The 17,928-nt window shown below is 47.4% G+C and carries 16 protein-coding genes; 10 read left to right on the plus strand and 6 right to left on the minus strand.

All coding sequences use genetic code 11. The features are described 5' to 3' along the window. Positions 1 to 164: 164 nt before the first annotated feature. Complete coding sequence (locus tag AC2TDN_RS14430; RefSeq protein ID WP_484688471.1) at positions 165 to 683, plus strand: C40 family peptidase; 519 nt, start codon at positions 165 to 167, stop codon at positions 681 to 683. A 136-nt stretch (positions 684 to 819) separates the two neighbouring features. On the opposite strand, the gene AC2TDN_RS14435 is transcribed toward AC2TDN_RS14430, so the two are convergent. The 3 genes from AC2TDN_RS14435 to AC2TDN_RS14445 all read right to left on the minus strand — a co-directional run bounded on the left by AC2TDN_RS14435 (position 820) and on the right by AC2TDN_RS14445 (position 4,351). Next, positions 820 to 1,908: a CapA family protein gene (locus AC2TDN_RS14435; RefSeq protein ID WP_484688472.1), complete on the minus strand. Its 1,089-nt coding sequence runs from the start codon at positions 1,906 to 1,908 to the stop codon at positions 820 to 822. Between the two features lie 222 nt (positions 1,909 to 2,130). After that, positions 2,131 to 3,150 (minus strand): NlpC/P60 family protein, encoded by a 1,020-nt coding sequence (locus AC2TDN_RS14440; RefSeq protein ID WP_484688473.1) that lies wholly within the window; start codon positions 3,148 to 3,150, stop codon positions 2,131 to 2,133. 157 nt (positions 3,151 to 3,307) lie between these two features. Continuing rightward, positions 3,308 to 4,351: a YheC/YheD family endospore coat-associated protein gene (locus tag AC2TDN_RS14445; RefSeq protein ID WP_484688474.1), complete on the minus strand. Its 1,044-nt coding sequence runs from the start codon at positions 4,349 to 4,351 to the stop codon at positions 3,308 to 3,310. Between the two features lie 221 nt (positions 4,352 to 4,572). Between AC2TDN_RS14445 and AC2TDN_RS14450 the strand changes: the two genes are divergently transcribed. Together AC2TDN_RS14450 and AC2TDN_RS14455 are read left to right on the plus strand one after the other, a co-directional pair. Continuing rightward, a complete protein-coding gene (locus AC2TDN_RS14450; RefSeq protein WP_484688475.1) occupies positions 4,573 to 5,325 on the plus strand; it encodes a YheC/YheD family protein in 753 nt (250 codons plus the stop codon). Between the two features lie 115 nt (positions 5,326 to 5,440). Then, on the plus strand, positions 5,441 to 6,814 hold the full coding sequence (locus AC2TDN_RS14455; protein ID WP_484688476.1) for a YheC/YheD family endospore coat-associated protein: 1,374 nt from the start codon (positions 5,441 to 5,443) through the stop codon (positions 6,812 to 6,814). Between the two features lie 108 nt (positions 6,815 to 6,922). Here the strand turns inward: AC2TDN_RS14455 and AC2TDN_RS14460 are convergent, their stop codons facing one another. Then, positions 6,923 to 7,897 (minus strand): aldo/keto reductase, encoded by a 975-nt coding sequence (locus tag AC2TDN_RS14460; protein WP_484688477.1) that lies wholly within the window; start codon positions 7,895 to 7,897, stop codon positions 6,923 to 6,925. 409 nt (positions 7,898 to 8,306) lie between these two features. On the opposite strand from AC2TDN_RS14460, the gene AC2TDN_RS14465 reads away from it, so the two are divergent. From AC2TDN_RS14465 to AC2TDN_RS14475, 3 genes are all read left to right on the plus strand, one after another. Beyond that, positions 8,307 to 8,576, plus strand: coding sequence for a hypothetical protein (locus tag AC2TDN_RS14465; RefSeq protein WP_484688478.1), 270 nt, complete (start codon positions 8,307 to 8,309; stop codon positions 8,574 to 8,576). A gap of 8 nt (positions 8,577 to 8,584) precedes the next feature. Beyond that, positions 8,585 to 8,884 carry a hypothetical protein gene (locus tag AC2TDN_RS14470; protein WP_484688479.1) on the plus strand — a complete coding sequence of 100 codons (300 nt, stop codon included), beginning with the start codon at positions 8,585 to 8,587 and terminating at the stop codon, positions 8,882 to 8,884. 463 nt (positions 8,885 to 9,347) lie between these two features. Further along, positions 9,348 to 12,680, plus strand: a complete 3,333-nt coding sequence (locus tag AC2TDN_RS14475) for a DEAD/DEAH box helicase (protein WP_484688480.1) — start codon at positions 9,348 to 9,350, stop codon at positions 12,678 to 12,680. Between the two features lie 63 nt (positions 12,681 to 12,743). Here AC2TDN_RS14475 and AC2TDN_RS14480 read toward each other — a convergent pair whose 3' ends face one another. Beyond that, positions 12,744 to 13,136: a winged helix-turn-helix transcriptional regulator gene (locus AC2TDN_RS14480; protein ID WP_484688481.1), complete on the minus strand. Its 393-nt coding sequence runs from the start codon at positions 13,134 to 13,136 to the stop codon at positions 12,744 to 12,746. A gap of 114 nt (positions 13,137 to 13,250) precedes the next feature. Here AC2TDN_RS14480 and AC2TDN_RS14485 point away from each other — a divergent pair, with 114 nt between their 5' ends. After that, complete coding sequence (locus AC2TDN_RS14485; RefSeq protein ID WP_482068792.1) at positions 13,251 to 14,264, plus strand: zinc-dependent alcohol dehydrogenase family protein; 1,014 nt, start codon at positions 13,251 to 13,253, stop codon at positions 14,262 to 14,264. A 337-nt stretch (positions 14,265 to 14,601) separates the two neighbouring features. Here AC2TDN_RS14485 and AC2TDN_RS14490 read toward each other — a convergent pair whose 3' ends face one another. Next, positions 14,602 to 15,159: an NUDIX domain-containing protein gene (locus AC2TDN_RS14490; RefSeq protein ID WP_484688482.1), complete on the minus strand. Its 558-nt coding sequence runs from the start codon at positions 15,157 to 15,159 to the stop codon at positions 14,602 to 14,604. Between the two features lie 261 nt (positions 15,160 to 15,420). Here AC2TDN_RS14490 and AC2TDN_RS14495 point away from each other — a divergent pair, with 261 nt between their 5' ends. From AC2TDN_RS14495 to lplA, 3 genes are all read left to right on the plus strand, one after another. Beyond that, positions 15,421 to 16,398 carry a peptidoglycan DD-metalloendopeptidase family protein gene (locus AC2TDN_RS14495; RefSeq protein ID WP_482068790.1) on the plus strand — a complete coding sequence of 326 codons (978 nt, stop codon included), beginning with the start codon at positions 15,421 to 15,423 and terminating at the stop codon, positions 16,396 to 16,398. A 1-nt stretch (position 16,399) separates the two neighbouring features. After that, the gene (locus AC2TDN_RS14500) at positions 16,400 to 16,804 is read left to right on the plus strand and encodes a bactofilin family protein (protein ID WP_484688483.1); all 405 of its coding nucleotides are present in this window, start codon (positions 16,400 to 16,402) and stop codon (positions 16,802 to 16,804) included. 131 nt (positions 16,805 to 16,935) lie between these two features. After that, a complete protein-coding gene (gene lplA / locus AC2TDN_RS14505; protein WP_482068788.1) occupies positions 16,936 to 17,928 on the plus strand; it encodes a lipoate--protein ligase in 993 nt (330 codons plus the stop codon).

Below are 17,928 nucleotides of genomic sequence, written 5' to 3' on the forward strand. Positions count from 1 at the left end.
GAAATGGCGAGCCTCGCGATTAAGGAATAAAAGCCGCATTGCAGCTAGCTTTTTCCAACCTTTTTGCATACTGGTAGCGGTTACGTTCCAATTTTTTCAGGTTTTTTTCCTCTGCAAAGTAAACTTATAATACGGATGAGACTAACACAGAGGAGAGATTACACATGAAAAAAGGAATTAAAAGAAAAATCGCAATCTTGATGTTAGCCATCAGCTTGCCGGCAACTTCGTTATTACAAGTACAGGACGTCGATGCCGCATCCGTATCCGCAAAAAGAAATAAGCTTGTTCAGACCGCAATTGGCTTAACCAACAAAGTAGATTATGTACATTGGACAAAGAGACAAGAAACAAGGGCACCTTACAAAACGGATTGCTCTGGCTTCACGTATCTTGCATATAGACTTGCAAACGTTGGTGTAAAACTTGTCAACAGAGATGATGACGCTCAAGCAAAAGTAGGTCAAAAGGTAACATGGGGCAAGTTTGAGAAAGGCGATTTGATATTCACTTGGAACGGCGGCTCCAAAAATAAGAAAGATGTCGGTCACGTCGGTATCTATATCGGCAATGGCAAAATGATTCATAACGCTAGTGTAAAATCAGATGTTGTTGTAACCAACATTTATAAGAGCAGCTATTACAAAGATAGATTTATCGTAGCAAGACGCGTAATTAAGTAGCGGCACATTGCCGAAAGTAAGCGCTATCACAAATAAGGACAAACCAATTCCTATCATCTGGAATTTCTCATTAAATGATCACCCTGCTAACCCGCATTACGGGACGGTAGGGTGATCTTTTTCATCACATGTATGGCTACAACACTTTTAATTCAGGAGCATCTGTGCTTCGTTTTATATGATGCTTGACATGCTCATACATTTTCCTCATTCGAACCAGCTCATTGCTAGTTCCGCCGGCTTGTTTTTTTATTTCGTCTTTCAAATTCAATACCCGAAATACACTTCTGCCTCCTGATTTGGTAATCCTCACCCAGGTGGGAATAAAATCAGCGCTCATGATTTGCGTCGTACCGTCATCATATTTCCTAATTTTGAGCCTTGTAATGAGACCCGTTAATGTGTGATCATTTCTATATAGCCTTGTCGAAATAAAGTTGCCTAAGGAATAAATCGCAAACCTTTGCTTATTCTCGCCCGTATGGTCCTTTACCTTATAAAATAAAGCGGGCTGGATCACATGTGAATGCGCCCCTAGAATAATATCCGCTCCGTTTTTGAATAATAACGGAACGAGGTTTTTTTGCTGATCATTCGGGAACATGCCGTATTCTCTTCCGAAATGCATACATACAATAACAAGATCCACACCTTTTGATTTCAGCTTCTTAATATCAGAAACAATTTTATTTGGTGAAATCAGATTGACAGCCCAGGATTGGCCGGACGGGACAGGAATTTGATTCGTCGTCTTCGTGTAGGCCAAGACACCGATCTTAATTCCTTTTACATCTTTAATTAAATATTGTTGCGAATCACTATGTGATCGATACGTTCCTGTATGAGCAAGGCCATGGGAATCCAGCACCCTTAATGTTCGTTTGAGTCCGTTGATCCCACAATCCATACAATGATTGTTTGCAGTGGAAAGCACGTCAAACCCAAGATTTTTTAGCGTGCCGGCGAACTGATCCGGGCAATTGAACATGGGCCAATTGGTTTTAGGATGCCTTTTCACAACGGAGTATACGTTATCACTCGTTTTCCCACCGAAGTTCGTTTCAAGATTGCCAATGGTAAAATCTGCATTTTGCAAATGAGGAGCAACTTGTTCAAATAGCTTATCAAAATCGTATCCTTTTTCACCGGAAACCTTGACGGAGTTAATAATTCTCGTCTTGATGAGGAAGTCTCCGACCGCGGCGATCGTAATGTCCGTACTCATGATTCATCTCCGTTCTCTAAATCTTTAATGAACTCTCGAAAAGCGCGGAGCCACACCATATCATATGATCCGGGCACTAGTCCCGCATTGGATATTCGCCTATATTCAAGATTCAATTATGGAAATAGAAAAAAGGCATGAGCGTCCGTTGCGAGGCAGACTGCCGGAAATGCACAGTCTGCTCTCAACATGACGCTCACACCTAGGAATCGAATCGGTCGACTATTCAGTAACGACTTTGGTGTACGTACTGTTCGACGTTATGTATACGTTCTTGCCATTTACTTTAACCTGATACCAATAACTATTAACTTCCTTAACGAGTTCAGCTTTCTCTCCAAGCTCCAGCCTTCCAACCGTTGTTGAGCTTTGTTTGGCTGACGCTTTGAGTGATACCCACCCTTTTTTCGTAACCACATATTTTTTCTGTGCTTGTTGGTCATCAGGCTTTGAAGTTACCGGCGGCTGCGGTGTTGGCTGCGGTGTTGATGTACTGCCGTTTGACCACGCAGGAACCTTCTTCTGCGGCGGAAGCACGTAGGATTGCGGTATGACTGGCGCTTTTTCCGTTTTTCCTGCCATTCCGCTTAAGGCTGAACCAGGCAATACCCGTCTCGCGGAATGAAATTTCTCGCCCCACCAATAGGACCAGCTATCTACCGTGCCAAGTGCCGTAGGGTTGCCGTCATCTCTTGTTCCGATGACAACGGGCTGGCCCTCCCGGTTGGTACCCATATAGATGGCGACGTGAGTGATGTGATCGCTCTGCTGCCAAGTCAGAATGTCTCCAATTCGCAGGTTTTGAGTGCCTGTAAGCTGCCACTTTCCATTTACCTTTTTCTTGCCTACGCCTGCAACCTTCGTTCCAACGGAATCATAGCTTCTTGATGCTTCAGTAATATTGTAGCCGAAGTCGCCATAAACAAGGCTAGTAAAACCCGAGCAATCCTCGTAACCATACTTCCCGTACGCTTTCGAGCCATGTCCATAAATAAAGTAACCGTTCTCCATATACCATATCGCGCGCTCCACAACTTGATAAGCCAGCGTGCCTTTGAGGCTGGCATACTTGCTGCGGAAATCTGCTGCATTATACAATTCGTCTTTTACATAACTATCAGCGTTAATATACTTATTATATTTGGCCACCGCTTCGGATGTAGAAAAATCAGTAGCAGCGAAAGCCATTCCAGTCGTGCTTAAAGATAATGCTAAGGTAAAGCCAATAATCTTTTTCTTCATAGATCTACCAACTCCTAATATGTGATGTATTCCTATAATAGCAAGTTTTACTAATCAATTTCGATGGTACATATATCCAGCCATGGGTAAGCTTCAAAATTTTTCCATATATGAAACCCCCGTTATCTCCACCAACGAAGATAACGGGGGTTCGCATTTATTTTTTTGCGAGCAAATTTCGAGCATAATGAAAAGGAATATGAAGGCATTGTTCCCAAGCTTTTTTCCCGTATAATCGCTTTATTATCATTTTCCCCGGCTTAATATTGATCTCGATGAGCCAAAGCTTCCCGCTCCGATCTACAGCGAGATCGATCCCGAGCTCTGACAAGCGAGAGTTGTATGATTTTTCCACAAAATCCGGAATATATTCCGCCACCTCAACAATCGATTTTGTGAGCGCTTCTCCCTTCTCGCTGCCTTGCTCGCTCTCCAGGTAATCCGCTACTTTATAGGCGTCGCCGCCGCTCTTAATATTTGAGGTAATTTTGTCCTTCATGCCTTCTCGGACGGCCATGCCCGTCATGACCCAGTCTCCATCGTTCTTCTTCTGCATGAGTGCGCGTATGTCGAATACTTTTCCTTTTTTGTTTCTAATATCAATCCACTTTTGCATCAAATGCCTGCCGTCTTTCAAAACGCCTCGAATGAAGGATTCCAGCTTAGCGCTCGGCAAGCTCTTCTTCACGGCGCCATCTCTTTGGACAACAAAACGCTCCTTCTCCAGCGTTACCCTTATAATCCCTCGTCCGCCCCATCCGTTGATCGGCTTCACCATAATGCTTTCATGCTTTTTCAAAAATTGAATGAACTGCTGCGCACTATTTATTTTTTCAGTTGGCAATAGGTGCGGCTCAAGAACTGAAGAGCCAACCAAATGGCTTTGAATTTTGCATTTGTTGCCTAAGCCGTAGCCGGTAAAACGAAGCTGCCTGCTCTTTTTCACAAGACTAGCTCTTGCCTCCAGCACAGGCGGATAAAAACCGATGTCCATATTGATTTTTGGATAAGGGACCGTTTTCCGGGTCCAGCCTCCGCTTTGATACACGCAGCCATGGATCTGCCTCTTCTGCAGATTCACATCCTTTGGGGTGTAAATAATGACTCCCTCAAACTTCTCGGCTAGCGCGGACCGTGCATGGCGGGTAAAGTTTTCCGGGCGCATAATTCGATGTGTCATAATGCCTAAAATATTATTCATATCCGTTTCTCCGATCTTTTTCGTCTGCATGGCTCTCGCAAGATTGGAACCGTTTAATATCCTATGCGCAAAAGCATTCGTCCCGCCTTGGATATTCGCCTAAATCATGAATAATATTGCGGGCAGGTACTCTTTGATTAATACCGGAATAACATGAATAACGTCGATCACAGCTTATTTCATGACGTGAACAGCTCTTAACAAGCGGAGGAGATTCCAAAGTGAAAGCTAGATTGATTAAATATCCTGGAAGGAAATGGCTGAAGCATGAATCGCTCTGGGGCGAGCCGGAACTCCGAAAATATTTGCCCGAAACAGAGCTTTTTACCCCGCAAGCTTTTATTCAGATGATCGAAAGACATGCTGTCCTTTTTGTCAAACCTGATGTAGGCATGCAGGGGCAAGGCATTATGAAGGTTACCCGTGAGGGAGAGCGTTATATCATCCGAACAGCTTCGAAAAAAATGGTTTACCACAGCGTGAAAAAAGCTTCTCTAAAGCTGAAGCAATTGATCGGAGAAGAGAGGTATCTCGTACAGCAAGGCATCGAATTAATTCGAATCGACGGCAATCCGATCGATTTCCGAGCTTTATTGCATCTTAGGCCGAGCGGAAAATGGAAGTTCTTCGGCATTATGGGGAAGATAGCAGCTCCGAACCGTTTCGTGACAAATCACAGCAGCGGCGGACGGGCGATACGGCTGTATCAAGCTCTTCAAGTGACGAAAGAAGAAGGGGAAGAATGGGAAGACCGGATCAAAAAAATGTCCAGTTTAATTGCCCACGCCATGAAGCGGCATTTTCCAAAAATAACAGAGCTGGGCTTAGATATCGCCATCGATACGAATCAACAAATTTGGCTGCTTGAAGCGAACACAAGGCCTCAATTTCAACTATTCAGATATCATTCAAACCCGCGACTGTTTGCACAAATCGCCACTTCTGTTCGCACGATCAGAAACCATTCTGTTTAAAATAAAGCCAGGATAGCAAAGGAGGCTTTTAGCGCAGTGAATGGCTGATTGCACGATCCTGCGCTTACAGGTCCAAACCGTATTTACGACAAGTCAGTGCTGGGAAGGAGTACGCATGAATCTAACAAAGGTAACGCTGCAAATACAAAACTCTAGCAACTCATCAGATGAATCGATCCTCATGCTTAGCGAAGAAATCGGCGATAAGTGGATGATCCCTTTCAATAAGCCTTTGAATCTGCGCTTTGGATCAGCCAGCCATCAGGTCACAGTCGAACCTTCGTCACAAGAAAGCGTATTGCTCGTCAGTGCAGCGCTTGCTGCTAAATGGGGACTTGCTCATGGCGACGAGCTGCGCCTTCAATACGAACCCGCTTCGGAGACCATTCAGATCGGTCCGCTTATCGGCGTAATGGTGAGTCGTATCAATAGACATGCGCCTTATAAACCGTTTGGCGTCAATACATCGTTTTGCCGTGAGCTAAGCGATGCATGCAAGCTTGAAAGTTCTGTCGTCTTTTTTTTCACGCAAGAGGATGTGCAGAAGCAGACTGATAGCATCAAAGGCTGGATCTATACGAATAAATGGGTATCGCGACGTTTTCCCATTCCCAAGGTGATCTACAACCGTATCACTTCCCGCAAGCTGGAGCGAAGACCGAGCTTTAAGCAGTTTATCAAATACGCTAAAGGACGCCATAACGTAGTATTTTTCAATGAAAAATACTTAAACAAAATAGAAGTCTTCCAAGCTCTTAAAAAAGAGCCTGAGCTGCATGTTTATCTTCCGGAATCCTATCTGCTCCGCAATTTTCAGATGCTGAAAACGATGTGCAGCAAGTATGACGTCGTCTTTCTAAAACCGACAAACGGAAGTTTGGGCAATGGCATCATCCGTATCCACCGAAATGCAAATCAAACGTACACCTGTTTTTTCAACCATTTGAGCGGCATTCGAACGCAAACGTATATGACCATAGAGAAATTGTTTAATGCCATCTCAAGTAAAATAAGAAAAAGCCGCTATCAGATTCAGCGAGGGATCAGGCTTCTTACTGCAGGCGGCAGGCCAGTTGACTTCCGGGCATTGGTGCAGCGCGGTGAAACCGGCCAATGGAGCATCACCTCTATCGTCGCTAGAATTGCCGGCAATGATCAATTCGTTTCCAATCTTGCCCGCGGCGGAATGATAACGACCGTCAAGGCTGCTCTTGCACGTTCAGGCGCCTCTGCCGCAGTTGGCGGTTATTCGAAGCTTCGGCGGGCGGCGCTCCATATAGCCAAAGGCATTGAGAACCGAATGGCGGGGCATTTCGCCGAGCTCGGCATTGATTTGGCACTTGATTCAAGAGGCCAAGTATGGCTGATCGAAGTCAATTCCAAACCGTCGAAGGACGATAATGCGCCGCTTCCCACCGAAAATAAAATCAGGCCGTCCGTAAAAAAGTTTGTGCAATATGCTCATTACTCTTCCAGCCTCAAAGACTAGCTGTCCACGCAAAAAAAGCCCAATTGCCCAAGCCAAGATGGTTGCCTATGCAGCATGGCGCTATCTTGGCCGGGCAGAGCTAGAGAGATTTGGGGCAGCCGCTGCCGTTTAAGGCAATCGGTATATGGCAAAAGGCTCGCCGTGGCGGAACGGACTACTGAGTGTATCCAGTTTCATTTGAGTCTCAGCGTCCAGTTGAAGAGCAACGCTCTTCATATTTTCTTCAAGCTGTTCTACTCGCGCAGCGCCTACAATAACTGTTGAATTAACAGGCTGATGCATCAGCCAAGCAAGCGACAGCACGCTTGGCGTACAGCTTAGCTCATTGCTGAGCTTGCTGACCTCTTCGCCGAGTGCCAGCGTTTTGTCGCTGAGAAATCTGGCGAAATTCGGATCGGTCTGCGCCCTTGAGCCTTCTGGCGCTCTATCTGCGGCGCTGTACTTGCCGGACAAAATACCGCCTGCCAGCGGAAAGTAAGGAATGGTCCCCACCCCTTGATCCAGACACATTGGGACAAGCTCCGTCTCAGGCGTTCGATCAGCGAGCGAGTAGCTCACTTGTGTGGATACGAACCGGTTTAGCCCAAGCCGTTCGCTGATCCCTATGGCTTTCATTAGCTCCCATGCAAAATAGTTGGACGCGCCGATATAGCGCACCTTCCCTGACCGAACCATATCATCAAGCGCTCGCAGCGTTTCTTCAAGCGGTGTTGCGGGATCAAAGGTATGAATTTGATAGAGATCGACATAGTCGGTTTTCAGACGCTTCAAGCTGCTTTCCAGCTCCGACATCAAATGATATCTGGACGAGCCTCGCTCATTCACACCCGCTCCGCGGATTAGTCCCGCTTTGGTCGCCAGCACGACATTGCGGCGGCTTCCCTCCAGCACCTTCCCAATTATTTTTTCAGACTCGGTGCCCGCATATATATTAGCAGTATCTATGAAGTTGATTCCGTTATCCAATGCATGATGAATGATCTGCTTGGAAGTTTCATAATCAGCCCGCTTGCCAAAAGCGTTGGTGCCCAATCCGAGAACGGAAACGTGAAGGCCGCTATGACCCAAACGCCGATATTGCATACCGATCAGCTCCTTATTTTTATACAAGCTTGCTTCTCTCACTATTATAACCTTAGTTCAATAGCATTTCAGTACAGCAAGGACATAGCCTTAACGCCAGTTAAGTGTAATTCTCACAATGGGATGCCGCATCCATCGGACTTTCAGCCACAACAACATCTAGCTCTGCTCATATTAAAGTTTACATTGGTAGTGATATTTTACCAGCCAATGCAATTGCTACTACTGATTATTGGACTTATAATTGACTCGGGCAGGTTACAGCAGTGGATGCTGGTGATGTGACAAATGGTACAGAGGATTCTCCAGCACATTCCGGAGAGCATTGGATGAAGTCTGGAAACTTTACGCTTACTGCGCCAACAACTACGGATAAAAATCATCTTACTCAAAAATGGGGGAGCTAAAAATGACTAACATCAAAAAAAATGTTTGGTTAGTTGTAGTTTTGGTAGCCATTCTTCTTGTTTTGGCCTATTATATTGCAGATAACAATATCAAAAATGTTGCTACCTCCGAAGCAGAACATGTTATTTTCACAAACGTGGATGAAGCAATTAAATCATCCGATGTAGTCATAGAAGCAACAGCTAGTTCTAATTTCAAAAATGTTGTTGAATATCCAGACGGTTTTCATAGCGGTTATACCCTAAGAGAAGTGAAGGTAAGCAAGTATTAAATGGAGATTTGGATTCGAAAACTACAGAAATATTAACAATTGCGGAACCAACATATGAAGTTGAAAATGGACTAGTTCCTGGAAAAACCAGGATTTCCTACGAAAAATATACATCGCTTCAACCCGGTGCAAAGTATGTGTTATTTCTAAAATGGAGTGACAGAATAAATGCATATTGGATTAATTCCCTAGAACAAGGTAAAGTTAATGTTGATAAAAAAGATAGCAAAGAATTAGTAACATTTGCTCAAAACGATCAACTAAAAAAGTTAGCAGATAGTGTTTATAAAAAATATGGATACCAGTAGACTATTTATAATGCTATTCGATTTTGAAAATTATTAAGAAAAACCCCTAGCTGGCGGAAGCAGCGTAACCCTCACTCTCTTTTCCTACGTTGCACTTTGTGCAACAGAATTGCATTCATAGCAGGCACTCTACAACTCACATGCAACAGAATGTCCCAACAGCAGGCACTCCGCAACTTACATTGCACTTTGTACAACAAAATCTCTCCAAAGCAGGCACTCTTCTGCCTACGCTGCACTTTGTGCAACAGAATCGTCCTCGCAGTCCCGAATTGATGATTGAGCGGTTATTCTAATGCATTTTTGCAGCGTAGTCTTCTACTTTGTGCTTCATGTGAGGTTTCTGTTGTAGAAACTGCAACGGACGCTTCTCCGATTATGACCTAGCTCCTAAATTCTGATATGATAAGAACTAGCTTATCAATCGGAACAAACGTTTCCGTTTACGGAAAGGAACTAGACCATGAGCGTTCTATTGACCCCGCGTATCATTAAATTGCTTTGCGGCGACACGTTCTATGAGCGCGGCGAAGCTTACTATAGAGATGGTAAAGTAACGATCACGAGCTCTAATCCACAGGCATCAAGCTATGAGGCGATCATATTCGGAGAAGGGCGCTACGAAGTTTCGGTCGATATCGACCGGGATGGAGACGTCGATGCAACCTGCACCTGTCTCGCATTCAGCACCTACGATAAATATTGCAAGCATGTGGCAGCAGCGCTTCTGCAAATCCTCGAGCTCCAGAAGCAAGAGGACAAGCCCGCACGCACTTACCCCTCCCTCCTTCATCCGGAAGATAGGCCATACGGCGAGGAGGAGGAAGAGGATGCCCATCTTCACCCCCGGCATGCTGGACACGCAGGATTGGAAGCTGCAAATACGAAGATTGCCAGCGATATGCTCGGCTTGTTCGGCGGACGGCACCTTCGCGCAAGTCGCAGCCGGGCACTCTTAGATACGAGGACTTCACTCGAAGCTGAGATCACCTGCAAGCTCTACCCCTACGGCTACCGAAAGCATATGTTCGGCATCGAGCTGAAGGTTGGTCCGAAGCGGCTTTATATCGTGCAGCGCATAAGAGAATTTCTGGAAAAGGTGGAGCGCCGGGAGCCGTTCGTTTTCTCAAAGCATTTTACGTATGACCCAGCCATCCACAGCATTCAGCCGGAGAATGATGCGGTGCTCAGGCAGCTCTATCAAATCTATCGGAATGAGGCAATTATTCGCGAAACCTCAACCCGTTCGTTTCTAAGAGAAACCCCAGCCAGCGGTGACCGCATGCTGCTTGTGCCTCCTTTCTCTTGGGGAGCACTGCTCCCTCTGCTCAAAGCTGCTCCGACCGTACAGCTCGTTTACGGCAATCGGACGTTTGACGGTATTACGCTAAGCGACGAGGCATTACCTCTGCATTTTGCATTCGATCAAGCGACGAACGACGGCTATCAGCTTGATATTCAAGGCTTAGACCAAATCGTCATCATGGAAGAGTACGAGCTTGTCATTGCCGAGGGCAAGCTGCTTAAGCTTCAGCCGGACTCCTGCAAGCGACTTGCAGAGCTAAAGCATCTGCTCGATACCTCGCGCAAGCCCAAGATCCATATCGCCCCTGAGCAAATGGAGCCTTTTATGGAGAGGGTCGTTCCCAGCCTGATGAAGCTCGGCAGCGTCGGAATCGCAGAGACCATCTCCGACCGCATCCTGCAAACGCAGCTTAAAGCGAAGCTGTATTTAGACCGGGTTAGAGATCGGCTAGTCGCTGGACTAGAGTTCCAATACGGCGATATCGTTATTAATCCGTTAGAGGGCAGCGATAAAAAACGCGGAACCGACCGCATCCTCATGCGTGACGGGGAGCAGGAGAGGCGCATACTGGAGCTTATGGAGCTGGTTCCGTTCGCCAAAACCGAAGGCGGATATTTCATGGAGGACGAGGATTCGGAATACGAATTTCTGCACAACGTCATCCCGCTTCTGGAGAAGCTGCTTACCGTGTACGCCACCTCCGCCGTGAAGGTGCGCATCGTAACCAAGCATGCGCCGCCTAAGGTGACAGTCAACGTGGATGAGCGCACCGACTGGCTCGAGTTTAAGTTTAGTATGGACGGCATTCCAGACTCGGAAATACGCAGCCTGCTCAAGTCGCTTGAGGTGCAGCGCAAATATCACCGTCTGCCGAACGGCTCGCTGCTGCCGCTTGAGGGCGCAGAATTTCAGGAAATTATTCGTTTCTTAAACGAAGTCGGCTTACGCAAAGGGGATATCGAGGGGGCTGAGTTCCGCATTCCTGCTGTACGAGGCTTGCATCTTATCGACTCGCTTGAGAAGGGAAGCGCCGTGAAGCTCGGCAAATCGTTCCGCCGGCTGCAAGAGAACATGCGGAATCCCGACAATTTGGATTTTTCCGTACCGGAGAGCCTAGCGTCTGTGCTTCGGGATTATCAGAAGTATGGCTATCAATGGATGAAGACGCTGGCACACTATCATTTTGGCGGCATTCTTGCGGATGATATGGGTCTTGGCAAAACGGTGCAGGCAATCGCTTTTATCGTCTCCGTCCTGCCTGACATTCGCGAGCGGGAGCAGCCCGTTTTAATCGTCTCCCCCGCTTCGCTCGTTTACAATTGGCTCAATGAGCTCAAAAAATTCGCCCCCGAGATTCGCGCGGTCATCGCCGACGGCAGCAAATCGGAACGCAGCGGCATATTGAAGGGCAATGCGGAGGCGGATGTGCTCATCACCTCGTACCCTTTGCTTCGCAAGGATATCTTGCAGTATACGAGGCATTGCTTCCATACGCTTATTATGGACGAGGCGCAATATTTCAAAAACCACACGACTCAAACCGCGCAGGCGGTTAAAGCCATTGAGGCGACCTACCGCTTCGCGTTGACCGGAACGCCGGTGGAAAACACGCTTGAGGAGCTATGGTCGATCTTCGGCGCTGTATTTCCTGAGCTATTCCCAAGCAGGCAAGCGTTTAATGAGCTCACTCGCGAAGCTGTTGCAAAGCGAATTCGCCCCTTCCTGCTGCGCAGGCTGAAGAGCGATGTGCTGCAGGAGCTGCCTGAGAAGATCGAATCGATTCAGGCATCCGAGCTGCTGCCGGAGCAGAAGCAGCTGTACGTGGGCTTCCTCGCCAAGCTGCAGCAGGAAACGGTAAAGCATTTGAACGAGGAGGGCTTTCAAAAAAATCGGATTCGGATTTTGGCTGGCATTACGAGGCTTCGGCAGCTTTGCTGCCACCCTGCTCTGTTCGTCGAAGGCTACCAGGGCAGCTCTGCCAAGTTCGAGCAGCTTCTTGAAATTATCGAGGAATGCCAGAGTGCCGGGAAACGGGTTCTCATTTTCTCGCAATTTACTGAGATGCTTGGCCTAATCGGGAGAGAGCTTGGTTATCAAGGCGTGCCTTACTTCTATTTGGACGGACAAACCAAAGCCTCCGAGCGCGTTGAGCTATGCAACCGATTCAATGACGGCGAGCGCGATGTCTTCCTGCTGTCGCTCAAAGCCGGCGGTACCGGGCTGAACCTCACAGGAGCAGACACCGTAATTTTGTACGACCTATGGTGGAACCCTGCCGTCGAGCAGCAGGCAGCAGACCGAGCGCACCGCATCGGGCAGAAAAACGTCGTGCAGGTAATCCGCCTCGTCACACAAGGAACGGTCGAGGACAAGATGTATGAGCTCCAGCAGAAGAAGAAAAATCTGATTGACGAGGTCATTCAGCCAGGGCAGGAGGCATTATCCTCCCTGTCGGAGCAGGAGATCCGAGAGATTCTGATGATCGAATAAGACGCGTCTAATGGCGCAAATAAAAACGGAGGAATCGAATTGATTCCTCCGTTTTTTTGTGCGTTATAGCCCGCCCTCGCTGTTAGCCCGGTCATATTTCTCTCTTGCCTTCTCAACATGCGGATAATGTTCAGCCGTCCACAGCTTCAAATGTGTCATCGTATTTATTAAAGTATCGCCGAGCGGGGTCAAGGAATAATCAACAATTGGCGGCACTGACGGCGTTACGTCGCGTCTGACCAGACCGTCCCTCTCCAGCTGCCGCAGCGTTTGGGTCAGCATTTTTTGCGAGATGCCCTCGATGCGTCTTCTTACTTCTCCGTAGCGCAAGGTGCCGTCTGCTAAAGCATATAGGACCAAAGCGGACCACTTATTTGAAATGATTTCCAGTACTCTGCTGTAGCTGCATGCCGTTATCGAAATATCAGCTTGTTTTACTTTTACCGAATTTGCCATAACTCTCCTCCTTGCGCACCTTAAGGTTCGTAGCGAACGACAAAGTGCCTACTTACTAAATATTAGTATATGTATTAATGTATGTCTACACCTACTAAAAAGGAGAGATTATTCATGAACGTATTTGAAATACAAGATGGCTTTGGACTTGATCACGTAAGGAGGACTGAGCGTCCCGTCCCAGTTCCCGGTGCAAGAGAGGTGCTTATCAAGATGCGCGCAGTATCTCTTAATTACCGTGATCTCGGCGTTATTGACGGATTTTACAATCCAAACCTGCAATTGCCTCTTATCCCCGTTTCTGACGGAGTCGGCGAGGTGGTCGGCCTCGGGGAGCAAGCTAACCGCTTCAAGCTAGGCGAGCGGGTTAGCGGAATTTTTACGCAAAGCTGGATTTCCGGTGAGCCGACGCAGGAAGGCTGGGTCAGCACGCTGGGCAATCCGCTGGATGGACTGCTCGCTGAATATGTTGTTTTGAACGAGCAAGGACTCGTTCGTGTTCCTGAGCATTTAAGCGATGTGGAAGCGGCTTCGCTTGCTTGCGCCGGAGTGACCGCATGGCATGCCATCGCGGAGGAAGGCAAGGTCAAATCCGGCGACACGGTGCTCATTCAAGGTACAGGCGGCGTCTCCCTGTTCGCGCTCCAATTTGCGAAGCTTCACGGCGCAACCGTCATCTTAACCTCGAGCAGCGATGATAAGCTGGAGCGCGCCAAAACGCTCGGAGCCGACTTCGGAATCAACTATAGAAGCACGCCGGAATGGGATAAAGCAGTACTTGAGCTGACACATGGCCGAGGCGTTGATCATGTTGTTGACGTTGGCGGCGCAACTACGCTTAATCAATCGTTAGGAGCACTTCGTGTAGGCGGGCAAATTAGTTTGATTGGCATTCTATCCGGGGCAAGCGTGGAAAGCTTTGATATTGTTGCGGCGATAATCAAGAAAGCACGCCTTCAAGCCATTAACGTCGGCAGCCGGGATATGTTCGAGTCTATGAACCGAGCGATTGAACAAAATACGCTTCATCCGGTTATTGACCGTGTATTTCCGTTTGAACAATCGGTCGATGCGCTCCGATACTTGGCGAAGGGAAAGCATTTTGGTAAAGTATGCATCACTTTCTGATATACACTCCTTCTCACCATCGTGCGCTATTTCGCTTATGAATCCCATCAGGAAAGATACTTGCCGTATGCTCATTTACTTTCTCATTCCGGTATTCCTTCCATACGGTCACCTTAATGTTAGCCATTAATTAGCAGTCTCCTGTTCAATCGCAATCCATTTCTCTTCCGAGAATGATTGAACGATGACGCCTGCCACTCAATATTTTAAGCAAGTAAGGAAAATAAACGAATAACCTCCGAGCGAAGCATGCTTGGAGATTATTCGTTAGGTTATTATGCATCGTGATAGATTGTCAAAAAAGAGTCTCACTAATTGATTCTACTTAATGATTGCTTTATGCCCGAAATAATCCGTAGCCGTTTAGTGAAACAACTGGCTCCGTATCCACTTTTAACCCCTCCGAACGAGCATTGAATGCGACATCTACAAGCCACTGCGTAAAGCCTGCAACGTCCATCGACTCAAGCTCCTTCATGGTGAAGAAGCCTGCAGCATCTACTTCCACAAAATCCGGTGTTGGCTCTCCGCTCACATATTCCATCTCGAACGCGACGTAGAGATTATGCATGCTCCTTGGCTGGTCGCGCAGCGCCACGACGTTTTTGACGATAGCTTCTACGCCGCACTCCTCCAGCACCTCTCGCCTAATCGTATCTTGAATCGCTTCCAGCTGCTCAATATATCCGCCTGGATTCGTCCATTTCCCTTTTCCAGGCTCCTGCGCTCTGCGAACGAGCAGAATTTTGTCATCCTTGACGACAAGCGCTCCAACGCCAATGCTATAGTTGCCCCAATGAACAAAGCTGCAGCTCGTGCATGCTCTTCGCATCGTCCCGTCGACATCGCGAGTCTCCAGCTCATCGCCGCATGCCATGCAAAATTTCGCTTCCACCTGTATCACCTCTGTAATAAGCTTTAATCTCATCAGATTATACGAATTATTTATGGCGCTGCATAGTCTGCCTCATCCAGCCACAAGCTTGCCGCCGCGTGCTTATCGCTCCCTCTCCAATGAGATATTCGACACATTCCGACACCCTGATCATGCTAAATATAAAAAATTACCAAATTTCTACTCAAAAATAAAGGACTTTAGTAGGAGAGTGTCGAATGACTCATGTCGGTAAGCTATGGGAAATTTAGGAGGAACGTCATGAATTGGCTCTCAAAAAAGTTCACCTTTGTCATCATACCGGATGCGAATCAATCCGTTCAGCGATTCCGGCTATCCGGTCTCGTTATCATTTTATTGCCGACTGCTATCTTGCTTCTTGCTATTTGTGCCATTTTATTTTTTCTATTGCTGTCACGGCACGCTTCAACAACCGATGTGCTGAAAAATCAGCTCGCGGCATCTTCTCTCCTATATGAGCAGCAGCTGTCCGAGAATGAAAGCCATATATCCGAGCTGCAAACGAATCTCGTACAGCTTTCGGAGCAAGCCCATGCGATGGAAAACAAAATGGTAGAGATCAACGAGCTCGAATCGCAGCTGAAGCAGCTTGTCGGCATCGATACCAAATCTTCCGTCTCCATTTCAAAACTCAGTACGGTGGAAGGCGGACAAGGCGGCGAGGAACTGCCGCTGCCGGAAGAGGCAGGGGAAGCTCTAGTAGTAGAAACAAGCAAGCACTACGCAAATATTTTGCACCAAATGGATACGATGATCCCTCAGCTTCAGGATACCAAAAAGGCGGTAGTGAGCTATCAGAAGATTTTACAAATCACGCCTACGATCTGGCCAACGGATTCACGCAAGGTAACATCCTTGTTCGGCATACGAACAGACCCCTTTACGGGACGAGCTACCTATCATTCGGGCTTTGATATCGGCGGAAATACCGGCGAGCCTATTTATGCCGCAGCGGACGGTATTGTGACTTTGTCAGAGAGAGACCGTATCCATGGCATCAATATAACAATTGATCATGGCAGAGGCATCAGTACCCGTTACCTTCATTTAAGCAAGAAAATCGCAGATGTTCACGATAAGGTGAAGAAAGGCCAAGTCATCGGGGAATTAGGCAGCACGGGCCGGAGCACCGGACCGCATTTGCATTATGAAGTGTTCATCAACGGCAAAAACGTAGATCCCGTTCCATACATTAAAGCAGACAGAAAGGAGCCCTAACATGTTTAAAAATAAAAGCACTAAGCTAAATCCAGATGCCACCGATACACTTGTTGGTGAAGGGTCAACCTTCGAGGGCAAGATCAAATCCGAGGCCAGCATTCGTGTAGATGGTCATGTCATTGGCGACATTGAGTCCGCAGGCCTAGTCACCATCGGTGAAAACGGAAGCGCCCGCTCAACGATTGTCGCCCGCGACCTCATCCTCGCTGGCAAAGTATTCGGCAACGTTGAAGTAAAAGGGACGCTTACGATTCGTGCGACAGGCTCACTTATCGGCAACCTATCGGCTGAGAGCCTGCAGATCGAAGCTGGCGGTGTATTCCAAGGAACGAGTAAAATGTCCTTCAAGGAGACAAGCACTGAAACAGCTGCGGCAACCGTTGCAAAGGCTACATCCGCTTAATTAGCAGAGCACAGAAGCATTCCGCGGGACTACGTCCTCTGGGATGCTTTTTTTTTTTTGATCGGTTTGATAACTAGCTCTTCATGCAGGTATAATTGCCCTTAGGAGCTACTACATAGGAGGAAATAACGATGCGCTTTGTAAGTAATAACGGCATTAACGATCCATCGCTGAATTTGGCGTTAGAGGAATATATATTGCGTTCATTGCCTGACAACGACGACTACCTGCTTTTCTATATCAATGAGCCTTCGATCATCATCGGCAAAAATCAGAACACGGTTGAAGAAATCAACGCAGAGTATGTGGAGAAAAACGGCATTCATGTCGTTCGCAGACTCTCCGGGGGCGGAGCCGTCTATCATGATCTCGGCAATTTAAATTTCAGCTTCATTATGAAGGATGACGGCCAATCCTTCCACAACTTCAAGAAGTTCACCGAGCCCGTTGTGCGTGCGCTGCATAAGCTCGGCGTCGATGCAGAAATGACGGGTCGGAATGATCTTCAGGTCGGCGAGCGTAAAATATCCGGCAACGCGCAGTTCTCGACAAGGGGCAAAATGTTCAGTCATGGAACGCTTCTATTCGATTCCGAAATCGAAAATGTCGTCTCCGCGCTGAAGGTCAATGCTGAAAAATACGTTTCTAAATCAACCAAATCGATCCGCAGCCGTGTCGCTAACATTTCGGAATTTTTGAAGGAGCCGCTGACGGTAGAGCAGTTCCGGCAAAGCTTGCTCCAATCGATCTTCGAGGACTCGGAAGAAATTCCGTTCTACGAGCTAACGGAGCAGGACTGGGCAAACGTACATAAGCTGGCGGATGAGCGATATCGCAGCTGGGAATGGAACTACGGCCGCTCTCCTGCCTTCAATGTGCAGCAGAAGAAACGAATTGAAGGAGCCGGAACGTTTGATGTTCGTCTTCAGGTGGAGGAAGGCGTGATCGTTGGCGCTGCTATATTCGGCGATTTCTTCGGCCGCGGCGATCGCAATGAAGTTGCAGAGCAGCTAATCGGCATACGTTATGATGCCTCCTCGCTGAAGCAGCTCATCGACGGCATCGACTTGCCGTTTTATTTCGGCCCCGTCACGAAAGAACAGTGGATGGAATTGCTCATATAG

The sequence above is a fragment of the Paenibacillus sp. Y660 genome, from assembly GCF_057221575.1.